General features: G+C 66.6%; 7 protein-coding genes. 3 read left to right on the top strand and 4 right to left on the bottom strand.

What is annotated here, in order from left to right; translation table 11 throughout:
• Window positions 1-23 precede the first annotated feature (23 nt).
• From DES47_RS10480 to DES47_RS10470, 3 genes are all read left to right on the top strand, one after another.
• Window positions 24-3,323 (top strand): PAS domain-containing hybrid sensor histidine kinase/response regulator, encoded by a 3,300-nt coding sequence (locus tag DES47_RS10480; protein WP_166651950.1) that lies wholly within the window; start codon window positions 24-26, stop codon window positions 3,321-3,323.
• 71 nt (window positions 3,324-3,394) lie between these two features.
• Complete coding sequence (ypfH, locus tag DES47_RS10475; protein WP_133700595.1) at window positions 3,395-4,120, top strand: esterase; 726 nt, start codon at window positions 3,395-3,397, stop codon at window positions 4,118-4,120.
• Between the two features lie 158 nt (window positions 4,121-4,278).
• Window positions 4,279-5,319, top strand: a complete 1,041-nt coding sequence (locus DES47_RS10470) for a hypothetical protein (RefSeq protein WP_133700594.1) — start codon at window positions 4,279-4,281, stop codon at window positions 5,317-5,319.
• Window positions 5,320-5,328: 9 nt separating this feature from the next.
• On the opposite strand, the gene DES47_RS10465 is transcribed toward DES47_RS10470, so the two are convergent.
• The 4 genes from DES47_RS10465 to DES47_RS10450 form a co-directional block, all read right to left on the bottom strand.
• The gene (locus DES47_RS10465; protein ID WP_133700593.1) at window positions 5,329-7,041 is read right to left on the bottom strand and encodes a M14 family metallopeptidase; all 1,713 of its coding nucleotides are present in this window, start codon (window positions 7,039-7,041) and stop codon (window positions 5,329-5,331) included.
• A 105-nt stretch (window positions 7,042-7,146) separates the two neighbouring features.
• Complete coding sequence (locus tag DES47_RS10460) at window positions 7,147-7,932, bottom strand: class II glutamine amidotransferase (RefSeq protein ID WP_133700592.1); 786 nt, start codon at window positions 7,930-7,932, stop codon at window positions 7,147-7,149.
• A gap of 89 nt (window positions 7,933-8,021) precedes the next feature.
• Window positions 8,022-9,254, bottom strand: coding sequence for an NAD(P)/FAD-dependent oxidoreductase (locus tag DES47_RS10455; protein ID WP_133700591.1), 1,233 nt, complete (start codon window positions 9,252-9,254; stop codon window positions 8,022-8,024).
• A 121-nt stretch (window positions 9,255-9,375) separates the two neighbouring features.
• On the bottom strand, window positions 9,376-12,132 hold the full coding sequence (locus DES47_RS10450; RefSeq protein ID WP_133700590.1) for a TonB-dependent receptor domain-containing protein: 2,757 nt from the start codon (window positions 12,130-12,132) through the stop codon (window positions 9,376-9,378).
• Window positions 12,133-12,500: the final 368 nt, after the last annotated feature.

Below are 12,500 nucleotides of genomic sequence, written 5' to 3'. Positions count from 1 at the left end.
GAGCCAAGGGAGCAATAGGGGCCGTGAACGCAGGACAACTCGAAGACTTGGGGCCTCTGGATGGGGGCACGACCGCGCCCTGGACATCGCCGAGCCTGGACGGCGCGGTGCATGCCCGCTCCTGCCGGCTGTTCATGGGCACCTGCTCTGCCCTGTGCCTGCTCGTCACCGGCCTCTTGCTGCTCAGCGGCGAGGGCCGGCTGACACATATCAGCACACTGGCGCCGGCCGCCCTATCGCTGTTCATCGCGCTGACCAGCCTGATCGGCCTGTGGGTCGTGCCCCCGGCCCGCTGCCGCAATGTCGTCACCCTGCTGATGGCCCTGGTGGTGGTGCTGGCCGTGACCGTGGCGGTGCTGCGCAATATCGGCCTGGGCTCCAACACGCTGGGCCTGCTGGGCCTGATGGTGGCCCTGGCCACCGCCCTGAACGGCCTGCGCAAGGGTCTGGTCTTGACCGCCTTCTGCGGGGTGCTGCTGGGCGGCGTTGCCGCCATGGAGTACCTGGGGGTGTTCGCACCGAATGTGCCGGGTATCGGCCTGACCCGCAGCCTGCTGGCCCATCTCGGCGCGCAGCTGCTGCTGCTGGGCACCGGCCTGGTGGTTGGCCTGGGCAGCCTGCACATCATCACCAGCTCGCTGGCCCAGGCGGCCGACCGCAGCAACCGCTTCCGTCGCCTGCTGGCCATGGCCGCCGACTGGTACTGGGAGATGGACAGCGAGTTCCGCTTCACCCATGTGACCGAGGACAAGCCCGGCGCCTCCGGCGTCGACCCCGACATGCGCCTGGGCAAGACACCCTGGGAGATCGACGACCTGGGCCTGTCCGACGACGAGCTGGACGCCCACCGCGCCGATCTGGAAGGCCACCGCGCCTTCTACGGCGTGGTCGCGCGCCGCCAGCAGGCCGATGGCAGCCTCCGCTATGTCAGCATCAGCGGCGAGCCGCGTTTTGACGAGCACGGCAGCTTCCTGGGCTTCTGGGGCGTGGGCCGCGACGTCACCCACGAGGTGCAGGCCGAGCAGGCCATACAGGCCACCGAGGGCCGCTACCGCGAGCTGTTCCGTCGCTCGCCAAGCCCCCTGGTCCTGCACCGCTGGGGCCGCGTGATCGACGCCAACCCGGCGGCGATGGCGATGTTCGGCTACACCCAACGCAGCAGCATGATCGGCCAGGACCTGTTCTCGCACTACGAACCGGGCGACGACGAACGGGCCCGCCAGCGCGCCGCCAAGATCGAGGCCATGGTCTCGGGCACGATGATGCCGATGAGCGAGTTCCGGCTGCGCACGCTGTCGCGCCGGCGCCTGCTGGTGCAGGCCACCAGCGTGCGCGTGGACGCCGCCAGCGGCCCCGCCACCCTGTCCTTCTTCGTCGACCAGACCGAGCAGGCCCGCGCCCAGGATGCGCTGCGCCGCTCGGAGAGCCTGCTCTCCCATCTGGTGGCGACCAGCCCCGACGTCATCACCCTGACCGATATGCACACCGGCCGCTATGCGATGGTCAACAAGACCTTCGAGCGCCTGTCGGGCTACAGCGCCGACGAGATCATAGGCCGCACCGCCGCCGAGATCGGCATCTGGGCCAAGGACAGCGAACGCGAGCGCATGGTGCAGCTGATACGCCAGCACGGCCGTGTCAACGAGCTGCCGATGGCCTTCAACAGCAAGAACGGCGAGAACATCTCGATGCTGCTGTCGGCCGCGCCGTTCGAGATGGACGGCCAGGACTATCTGGTCATCAACGCCCGCGACGTCACCGACAACGAGCGCACCCGACTGGCCCACGAGGCGATTCTGCAGAACGCCTCGATCGGCATTGCCTTCACCCGCGACCAGACCTTTGTGCAGGCCAATCCCTGTGTGGAAGACATGTTCGGCTGGCCGCGTGGCAGCATGGTGGGCCAGCCCGGCAGCGTGATCTGGCCCAGCGCCGAGGACTACGCCCGCATCGGCCGCGACCTGGGCCCGCGCCTGGCCAGCGGCGAGCAGGTCGAGGCCGAGCGCATGGTGCGCCGGCGCGATGGCAGCACCTTTCTGTGCCGCCTGCTGGCCAAGGCGGTGGACCCGACCCATCCCAGCCGCGGCGGCACGATCTGGATACTGGAAGACATCACCGAGCGCCGCCGCGTCGAGGGCGCGCTGGCCCAGGCCAAGGACGAGGCGCAATCCGCCAATCGCGCCAAGAGCGCCTTCCTGGCCAATACCAGCCACGAGATCCGCACGCCGCTCAACGGCCTGCTGGGCCTGGCCCGTCTGGCCCAGCAGCCCGATCTGGACGAGGACACCCGCCGCCAGTACCTGAACCAGATGCTGGACAGCGCCGAAAGCCTGTCGGGCCTGATCTCGGACATCCTCGATCTGTCCAAGATCGAGGCCGGCCGCCTGACCCTGGAGCACCTGCCCTTCGCCCTGCGCGACATGCTGGGCACGATGCGCATGGCTTATCTGACCCTGGCCCATTCGCGCGGCCTGGAGTTCAAGGTCGATATCGACCCGGAGGTCTCGGCCTGGGTCGTCGGTGACCCGGTGCGCACGCGGCAGATCATCAGCAACTACCTGACCAATGCCCTGAAGTTCACCGCCCATGGCTCGGTGGCGATGCGCGTCAGGATGCCCGCCGAGGGCGTGTTGCGTTTCGAGGTGGCCGATACCGGCCCGGGCATCAGTGACGAGATGCGCGGCCGCCTGTTCCAGCCCTTCACCCAGGCCGACGAATCGACCACGCGCCGCTACGGCGGCACCGGCCTGGGCCTGTCGATCTGCGCCGAGCTGGCCGAGCTGATGCATGGCAAGGTCGGCGCGGACAGCGAGCCCGGCAAGGGCAGCGTGTTCTGGGCCGAGCTGCCGCTGCCGGCGACCGCGCCACCGGTCAGCTCCCTGTCCACCCACGCGGCCCGCCGCCACAACGAGTTGCAGGGCACCCGCGTGCTGATGGCCGAGGACAACCCGGTCAATATGATGATCGCCGTGGCTCTGCTGGAGCAATGGGGCATGGAGGTGGCCCAGGCCAGCGACGGCAGCCAGGCCGTCGAGGCGGTGGCCGCCGCCGACAGCACCGGCAAACCCTTCGATGTGGTGCTGATGGATGTGCAGATGCCGGTGATGAGCGGCCACGAGGCCACGCGCATCATCCGCAAGCATCACGACGCCGAGGACCTGCCCATCATCGCGCTGACCGCCGCCGCCCTGGTCTCCGAGCGCGACGAGGCCCTGGCCGCCGGCATGAACGACTTCCTGACCAAGCCCATCGATGCCCCGCGCCTGCGCCAGGTGCTGGTGCAACTGATCGGGCAGCGGGATCCGGACAGTCGCTGGGGCTGAGGGCTCCCCGGATTGCATCCGGGGCTTGATCAGCTGGTGGATACTGTCCGCCCCGCCCACAGGAACGCCCCATGAAAATCTCCGCCCTGGCCCACACCCCGGACAGCGGCCCCGTCGAGCTGCTGTACCTGCTCTACCACGGCGTCGGCGGCAGCGCCTCGGACATGGCGCCGCTGGTGCAGCGCCTGGCGAGCGAGTACCCGCAGGCCGCCGTGGTCTGCATCGATGCCCCCGAGCCCTTCGACGGCGTGCCCGGAGGTGGTGCCGGCTTCCAGTGGTTTTCTGTTCAAGCCATCACCGAGGCCAATCGCCCCGAGCGCATCGCCGCGGCCATGCCGGGCTTCATCGCCATCGTGCGCCAGCTGCAGCAGCATTTCGGCCTGCCCTGGGAGCGCACCGCCCTGGCCGGCTTCTCGCAGGGCGCCATCATGGCGCTGGAGGCGGTGCAGGCTGAAAGCCAGCTGGCCGGCCGCGTGCTGGCCTTCTCGGGCCGCCACGGCACACCGCCCGACCATGCGCCGCAGGATGTCTGCGTGCATCTGTTCCATGGCCTGGCCGATGCTGTCGTGCCGCATGGTCCGACCCTCGATTCGGCCAAGCGCCTGGTGGCACTCGATGCCGACGTCACCGCCGACCTGCTGCCCGGCATCGGTCACGAACTGGCCCCGGCGCTGCTGGACAAGGCCATCGCCCAACTGCGCGGCTTCATACCGAAGCGGCTGTGGCGCGAGGCCTATGAGCAGGCGCCGTTGGCAAACACGGTGGCGTCGAGCAAAAACCTGACCGGGCCGGCGTGACAGAGGCATCCGCAGCCTGAGCCCAACGGCCCATCCCGGCCGGACCACGGAGCGCCGACAACCGTCCGGCGCCTGTCGTCTGCGGCGCAGACACTAGGGCCATGAAGGCAAACCCGCAACAACCCAACAGCCCGGCCCGCAGGCGTTCGCGCGTGGCAATGACCGCCCTCATGCTGACCGGCTGTGGCGTGGCCGTGCTCGCACTGGCCGGCAGTCGATACCCGGAGGCGACGGCGCCCCGCGCCACACTGTCCGGCACGATATCGGCCACCTTGGAGGCCGGCGCGGCAGCCGATCCCCGCCAGTTGGAAGAGCAGACCACCGAACTCGTCGCACAGTGCGAACGCCCACTGCTCAGCAATGCGCTGGACACCGCCATCAAGGGTTGCGCGGGCTTCCTGGACCATCCCTCGCTGGGGGCTCGCGCCCATGCCGTCTCAAGCTCGGCCTATATGCTGATGGAGCCCAACGAGGTGAAAAAATCGGCCGTTCACGCCGAGGCTGCCACCAGGCTCGGCAACCCAGCGGGCAAGTATCTCTGGGCCTATCACGGCCTGAACGGCGAAAGCGCGGTGCAGATGGACGCAGAGACCGCCCGCCGCCACCTGGAGGAAGCCCAGGCAGCCGGCATGCCCAAGGCAGGCAAGCTGCTGGCCGTGCTCGATGAATCGGATGCCTGCCAGGAGGCCTCGCAGTTCCGGCTGCTGGATCGGCCCGCGTTCTGCCTGTTGCGCCCCCAGCTCGATCGTTGGCTGAAGACCAGTGGCATGGCGCCACGCCCCTCGCGCCAGGTCTGGACCGACGAGTACAACCCCGCCGCCGTGCTGCCCGATGCGAGCAGCTTCGAGGTCAGCTACGACCGCGATCCCGGCTCCGGCATGTACTACCCGGCCGCCATGGGCTACCGCTTCGCTGCGCGCGAGGGTCGGTCCACGATCGAGCTGCTGGCCCGGCTGGGCCGTTCGTTGAGCGAAAAATACGGCCCACCCAGCCGCGGCACGCTGCCGCCGGCACCGGGCAGCGGCACTGCCTGGCAGATGGCCGAGGGCCTGCAGATCGAGCTGCTGCGTGATGCTGCTGGCGAACTGCGGGTGCGCTACCAGCACCCGAACCGTGTGCAGTCCGCGCTGGCCCATGCAGGGGCCCTGCAGGCGCAGCGGGACGAAAAGCGCGCCGAACTGACCCGCCGCGCGCTTTGAGCGCGCGGCTCAGTCGAGGCTGACCTCGGTACGCACCACACCGGCCCGGTCGGCCCGTGCGGTCAACGCCAGGCGCGTGCCCTTGGGTGCGCGCACCACCCACTCGCCGACGGCGCGGTCGGCGGTGACCTCGCGGTTGCCCAGGAAGGCATGCAGGGTCGCCTTGGGCGCATGGCCCTCGAGCTGCGGGCCCTCCATGCGCTCCTTGCCGCTGACCAGGCTGACACCGCTGTTCGCATCGAGCGGCAGGTGGATCTCGAAGATCACGCCACGCACCACCTTGCGCTCCAGCGCCCGCTTGGTCACATAGGCCGGCAGCCAGCCGCTGTTGGCCACGGCCAGGCGGATGCGCCAGGTGTCCGGGCCCAAAGCCCGCACCTCGGTGCGCAGCAGTTCCAGCTTGGGCAGACTCAGCGCAATCTGGTTCATCCAGGCCGGGAAGCGGGCGGCCTCGCGCTCGCGCAGCTCGGGCGGCGGATTGCGCCAGTAGTTCATCTTGTCCCAGCCGCCGATCTCGACCGCGCCGAGCTGCGGGTGCTGGAAGGGGCGCCATTCCACATGGGCCTGGCCGCCGCACTGCTCGTCGCTCCACTTCAGCAGCTTCAGGTCGTCCTCGACCGGATGCTCGCGGAACCAGTCGATCCACTTGTAGTCGGTGATGCCGGCCTCCTTGTTCGGCGACCACAGCTCGACCACCCAGAACAGTGCCCCCAGGTGCTCGTAGACCCAGTCCTGCGTGCCGGTGATGACTTCCTTGGGGTGGTAGCGGAAGTCCTTGTAGATATTGACCGCCGGGTAACCGGTGAGCTTCTCGCCCATGGCCGAGAAGCGCTGGTAGGACCACAGGTCCTCCGGGATCATCTCGTCGTCGCTCTGCGAGCCGAAGGGCCGCAGGATCACGCCGCTGTGGGTGTGATAGCTGATCGCCGCGCCGATATTCGGGTGGGCGACGATGAACTCCACCATCGCCCGCACCTCGGGCTCGCTGGTCGGGAAGGCCCCGGCGCCGACCTGCTTGTACTCCTGCCGCCACTCGCTGGGGAAGTTGCGGTTCAGGTCCAGCCCCTCGGCGTCCTTGTTGACGGTAACGGTCAGGCCGTCATGGTTCTTGATGAAGCCCTCGGGCAGCAGGCGGTAGTACTCGCCGCCGAACTCGCCGGGCTCGCGGGGCACCATCAGGCGCGGGTCGCCGGCATGCTTCTTGTAGGCGCCGTGCGGGTCGGGCACGCGCATATAGAGGATGCGGCCGTCACCATCGACGTCCTCGACGGTCAGGCCATCGACAGGCTCGTCCTCGAAGGGATAGCGCTTGGTCGAGGAGCGGATGTGACGCGGCCGGTCTGCCAGGGCCAGCTCGGCACCGTCGGGGTTCAGACGCGGCACCATATAAATGGTGCGGGTGTCCAGCAGATGGCTGACCTGGGCATCCTGGCCGTGCTGGGTGACCAGATGCTCCAGGTAGTACAGGCAGGTGGTGCTGGCAGTCAGCTCGGCAGCGTGGATATTGCCGTCCAGCCAGAAGGCGGGCTTGTCGGTGTCCAGGCCGGTGGCGGTGTTGGTCAGCACCAGCAGCCAGATGTCACGGCCCTCGAAACTCTTGCCGATGCTGCGCACCGACACCAGATTGGGATAGGCCTCGGCATAGCCGAAGATGATCTGGGTCAGCGCGTCATGGCGGTGAAACAGGTCGAAGCGCGGCGCCGGGTGTTGGGGTGTGGGCATGGGTAGGCGGGGGTTGGGTTGTGACTCGGCGCCGCCGCGATGGCCGGCCGCGCTGTATCCGCCCAGTGTCTCAGGACTTCGCGTCAAGCGCGAGCGGGCCTTCCCTCAGGCGTGCGTGAGGCGCCCGGTCTCGGACCTGACCAGCAGTTGGCCATCGACAAAGACTTTCAGCTCGCCGGGAGCAAAGGCAATCCAGGGCTCGTCGCGGGTCAGCGGCTCGGTGGCAATGACCGCAACGCGGTCGCGCGCCGTCGTCTCGGCAGCAAAGTCCACGCGCACGTCCTCATCCTGCAAGTGGGCCGGGCCGAAAGGGTGCTTGCGCTCAAGATAGTGCAGCCTCGTCGTGCCATGGGCCCACAGGGCCTGGCCGTTGGACAGCAGCATGTTGAAGGTGCCATGGGCGGCCAGGCGCGGCACCAGCTCACTCAGGGTGGCGGTCAGTTCCTCGACGCTGGGCACGCTGGCATGGGCCTTGGCCAGCTCCTGCATCAGCCAGCAGAAGGCCAGCTCGCTGTCCGTCCGGCCGACAGGGCGAAAGGCACCGTGCAGCACCGGCGCAAAGCCCTTCAGATCGCCGTTGTGCGCGAACACCCAGTAGCGCCCCCACAGCTCGCGCACAAAGGGATGGGTGTTCTCCAGCGAGACCACCCCCTGCGTGGCCTTGCGGATATGGGCAATGACGTTGTCGCTCTTGATCGGATAGTGCTTGACCAGCTCGGCCACCGGGCTGACCCGGGCGCTGTGGTGGTCAACGAACAGGCGCAGACCACAGCCCTCGAAGAAGGCGATGCCGAAACCGTCCTTGTGCTCCTCGGCCCTCGTCGCCAGACCGGTGAAGCTGAACATCACGTCGGTCGGGGTGTTGGCATTCATGCCGAGGAGTTGGCACATGTCAGCGCCCGCCCGGCCGCCCGAAGGGCGCTGAGCGCCCCCTCGGGGGGCAGTGAACGAAGTGAGCTTGGGGGTACATGGCAGGCGACTTACTCAAGAAAGAGCCGAGAGAAGCCCTTGACGCTGATCAGATTGCCCGGGTTGCTGGTCTCGTTGAGCACGCCGCTCATGCGCGCCAGCAGGCGCGGGCTCTTGCGTGCGCGCCAGATCAGCAGATCGGCCAGCCAGGGGAAGGCATTCACCCGATTGGCGCGGGCGTAAAGCTGGAACTTGGGTTTCAGCGCCAGCAGGCCGGCCTCGTAACGGGCACGCACTTCGGCATCGGCCAGGTGCTCGCGCCGGCCGGCCAGCACCGCATCGGCGGCCAGCATGCCGGTCTCCATCGCCTTGCCTATGCCCTCGCCGGTGAAGGAATAGGTGCTGCCGGCGGCCTCGCCGGTGACCAGCAGGCCCGGGCGGCTCCAGCGAGCCCCCTCCAGCGTGCAGCGCAGCGGGGCGCCCTTGAGTTCGCCCACCCATTCGCCTTCGCGCACCAGCTGAGCCGCCGGCTCATAGGAGGCGCAGAAGGCGTCGAAGATCGCGCGCAGATTCAGCTCCTGCTTGGCCCCTTTGCCGCCGACCGCCTTGTGGCTGTCAGTCACGCCGACGCCGATATTGAAGCAGCCCCCGGGCGCGGGGAAGACCCAGCCGTAGCCCGGCCGCACCGCCCTGTTCCAGACCACCTCCATGGCACTGATACGCCCCACCATGGATGGCGCGCGGATATAACCCCGCATCGCCACGCCGCTGGGGGTGTGACGCTCGCACATGCCGGCGGCCGTCAGCGCCTTGGGCACGGCGCCGGTGGCCAACAGCACCCAGCGCGCACGCACCTCGGTCAGCGCATCACCCTGCTTGAGCACCGCGCCCACCACTTCGCCCCGTTCATTCTCGACGGTTCGTTCGAAGCGGGCGGGGGCCAGCCAACGTGCGCCTGCGTCGATGGCGGACTGAGCCAGCAACTGGTCAAGTTCGCGGCGCGGCAGCACGGCCAGGTGGCCAGGCACGTCGATGCGCCCGCCACTGGGACCGATGCAGCCGACATGGCTGACGAACTGCGCCCGGGCCATCACGCTGTCCAGCAGGTTCAGGCGCCTCAAGGCGGCGTGGGCATCCGGGATCAGGCCGTCGCCACAGATCTTGTCCCGGCCGAGCAGCTGCTGGTCAACGAGCAGCACATCGACGCCGGCACGGGCCAACAACTGTGCGGCCGCGCTGCCGGCGGGGCCGGCACCGATGATCAGGACTTCGCAGCTCAATGCGCCTGCAGCGGCTTCAGACATCAACTCTCCTTGGCATGAAGCCTGATTCTAGGCAGGGAAGGCGGTCCCGCCCCATACCGAACGGCGGGACCATGAAAAAGGGGCCGCAAGCGGCCCCTTTCTGGAGATGGCGTCCGACAACTCAGAAGTTGTAGGTGCCCATCATGTACAAAGTACGCATCTTGGGGTCTGCGTAACGCGGGTCGTAGCCCACCTGGTGACCGGAGGAGTCACGCAGGGTGAACGGAGGCGCTTCGTTCAGCAGGTTGTTGATGCCCACGCGGAGTTCCAGCGCCTTGCTGTGCTTGTACGTGCCCTGCCAGTCGAGGGTGCCGTAACGCGGCACATCGACAGAAACCGCCACGTTCTTGTTGGTCGCCACGTCACGCGCGGTGGTCGTGATGTCCTTGTAGCCCGAACGCAGCTTGACCGTCAGCAAGTTGGTGAAAGCGCCCGTCTCCAGCTTCAGCGTGCCGCGGATGATGTTGCGGAAAGTCACCGCAGCGTTCTCGCCGTACTTGCCCATGCTATCGGTGAAGTCATTGTCCGTGCCGGCACGGGTGTAGGACGACTCGATCATGTACGTGCCCGCCAAGCCCGTGGTCAGGCGGCCGATACCGGTCTGGAACCGTGCCACCACATCCCAGTCGACGCCGCTGTAGTTGGCCTTGCCGATATTGGTCGACACGCTCTTGAAGGCCCAGTAGTCCTGGGTCTCGGCCGGCGTGCGATACAGGGTGAACAGGTCCTTGTACTTCTGCGGATCGGCAAACGCCTGGTTGGCCGACACGCCGCTGACGGCGTCGGTCATCTTCACGTTCCAGTAGTCGGCACCGATGCCGAAGTCGGCCGTCGGCTCGAAGCGGATGCCCACGGTGCCCTGCTTGGACTTCTCGGGCTTCATCTGGTCATTGCCGCCAGCCATCTGGCTGTACTGGGTCTTGGTCGGCTTGCAGGCCGGGGTACCGGGGAACGGGCAGTCATAGTTGGCAGCCGTCACGCCGTTGGGGATCAGCGGCTGGGCGATATCCAACATCGAGGCGGCCTTGAATCCGGTGCCGTAGGAACCACGCAGCAGCACGGCATTCGAGACCTGGTAGCGCGCCGACAACTTGTAGGTGGTGGCGCTGACACGCTCGCCCACGTCCTTGTTGTTGACTGCGTCCTTGATGGCGCCGATGGTGTCGTAGCGCAGTGCGCCGGTCAGTTCGAGATTCTTGACCACGGGGACCAGCACTTCGGCGAACACGCCTGCGTTGCTGCGCTCCAGGTCGAAGGCCGTGACCGGTGCGTAGTTGTAGATCTCGCCGGCCAGTGCGGAAGCCGAGGGCGTGTTCTTGAAGCGGTTGTTGCGGACGTCGGCGCCCACACCGACGCCAACCGTGCCCGCGGGCAGCTTGAACAGATCACCCGAGGCGCGCACATCCAGGCCGGTCAGCGTGGTCGAGCCACTGCGGACGCTGCCGTTGAAGATGGAGCCGGCAATCAGCGACTGCGCCGCGGCCGACTGACCACCCGAGGGCACGAAGGGATCAACCGAGACATTCTTGACGATGTCACGGAACTCCTTGTCCTTGAAATACCCACCGACATACTTTTCGTCGATGGCATTCTGCGACCAGGTGGCAGCGGTGGACAGCAGCCAATTGCCCACTTCGGCCTCAGCGCCAATCACGAAGTGCTTCGAGTCAGTGATGGTCTGTGAATCACGGGTACCGAAGTCGGTGGCGCGGTAGTTGGCGGTGACCGTGTTGATGTGCGCGATCTGATCGGCGGTCAGATAGGGCGCCACATACTTGGTGAAAAGGCTCGACGTCACGGGAATTGACACCGGCACAGGATTCGGAGCGATACGCGCCGTGAGATCCATGCGCGAGTAGGCAATGTCGGTAAACAGGGTCACCGTATTGCTGGCCTTGAACTGGCCCGACATGTAGAAGGAGTCGCGCTTGGACTCGGGGTACACGTCGATGGTGCTGACGAAGTCAAACGCGCACATCTCGCTGACCGAGGTTGCGGTTGCCGCGTTGCTCAGGCTGTAGACGTTGTTCGGCGCGCAGGTGTTGCCGTGGGTCTTGTAGTACGGATTGAAGGCGTAGGCGGGCAATGTCGTCGTTTCAGTACCAAGCCGCTTGAAGGTCACTGTGGCATTGGCCGGATCCGCCGACGTGCTGGTGCGGTCGTAGATGTACTTGCGGCCGTTGTACTCGAACGGCAGATAGGCGGACTTCGCGAATTCGCGATCGCCAGACTTCATCGGCTTTTGCTCGTCGTGGCGATAGGTCGCCACCACGTTGAAGCGGTCTTTGTCCAGGTTGCCGAAGCCATATGTGACGCTGGCATTGGCCGACTTGCCGCCGCCCTCAAGAGGCGAATCGGCTTGCACCGTGACCGTACCGCCCTGGATGTTGCGCTTCAGCACAAAGTTGACGACGCCGGCAATCGCATCCGAGCCGTACAAAGCAGAAGCGCCATCTGTCAGCACTTCGATGCGCTCGATCGCGCTCATCGGAATGGCGGCCAGGTTGATCGTGGAGCCAGACCCTGTCGGTGCAACACGCCGGCCATTCAGCAGCACCAGTGTGTAAGACGCCCCGATGTCGTGGATGGAGGCGGTGGCAATACCGCCGGAGTTGCTGCCGATTGCCGTGTCGGCAATCGCGAAGCCCTGCATCGAAGGCAGGCGCTGGATGACATCAGCCACACTCGTCGCGCCCGAGCCGCGGATCTGCTCCGCGGTAATCACCTGCACAGGCAGTGCACTCTCATTGGCGATACGACGGATGCTCGAGCCGGTGATCTCAATACGGTCCAGTTGCTGCTGCGCCAAGGCGGGCGTCGCCGACAGCGCGCCAAGACAAAGCATGGCGGCAAAGTTGACCTGATTTCTTCTGAACATGCTGCCCCAGTGACAATTTTGAATGGTTGAGGGATAGATCCACCGCCGGCTCATCCTCGATGCCCAGGTCTTGTAAACCTGATTGAAAATGCCCGGCGAGTACGTAAGAAATTAGATTGTCACAGCGACCAACAGGGGCAATTTAAGGGTATTCCTTGATGCTTTTTTAGGGTATTCCTTGACGCGGGGGGATGCAATTTGTTGCAGCCCGCACGGCCGCTGCGTGCGCCCCGGGCCAGGACAGCCTACGCCCTGGAAACGGCCTCGCTGACGGCGAATCGCGGGGCTGCATTCAGGCCGCCGCGCGCAGCTTTCGAATGCCCTTTCTACGGGAAAACCTGGGCCTTTCTCGTTGCACTGCTGCAACA

Origin of the sequence: Roseateles toxinivorans (assembly GCF_004362525.1) — a bacterium.
Taxonomy (GTDB): domain Bacteria; phylum Pseudomonadota; class Gammaproteobacteria; order Burkholderiales; family Burkholderiaceae_C; genus Paucibacter; species Paucibacter toxinivorans.
Note: the sequence above shows the minus strand (reverse complement) of the source record. Positions and strands in the feature narration are given on the sequence as shown.

Bases quoted from the DNA above. Each gene is read 5' to 3' on its own strand.
- ypfH (WP_133700595.1), top strand. From the start codon at position 3,395: ATGAAAATCTCCGCCCTGGCCCACACCCCGGACAGCGGCCCCGTCGAG.
- DES47_RS10470 (WP_133700594.1), top strand. From the start codon at position 4,279: ATGACCGCCCTCATGCTGACCGGCTGTGGCGTGGCCGTGCTCGCACTG.
- DES47_RS10465 (WP_133700593.1), bottom strand. From the start codon at position 7,041: ATGCCCACACCCCAACACCCGGCGCCGCGCTTCGACCTGTTTCACCGC.
- DES47_RS10460 (WP_133700592.1), bottom strand. From the start codon at position 7,932: ATGTGCCAACTCCTCGGCATGAATGCCAACACCCCGACCGACGTGATG.
- DES47_RS10455 (WP_133700591.1), bottom strand. From the start codon at position 9,254: ATGTCTGAAGCCGCTGCAGGCGCATTGAGCTGCGAAGTCCTGATCATC.
- DES47_RS10450 (WP_133700590.1), bottom strand. From the start codon at position 12,132: ATGTTCAGAAGAAATCAGGTCAACTTTGCCGCCATGCTTTGTCTTGGC.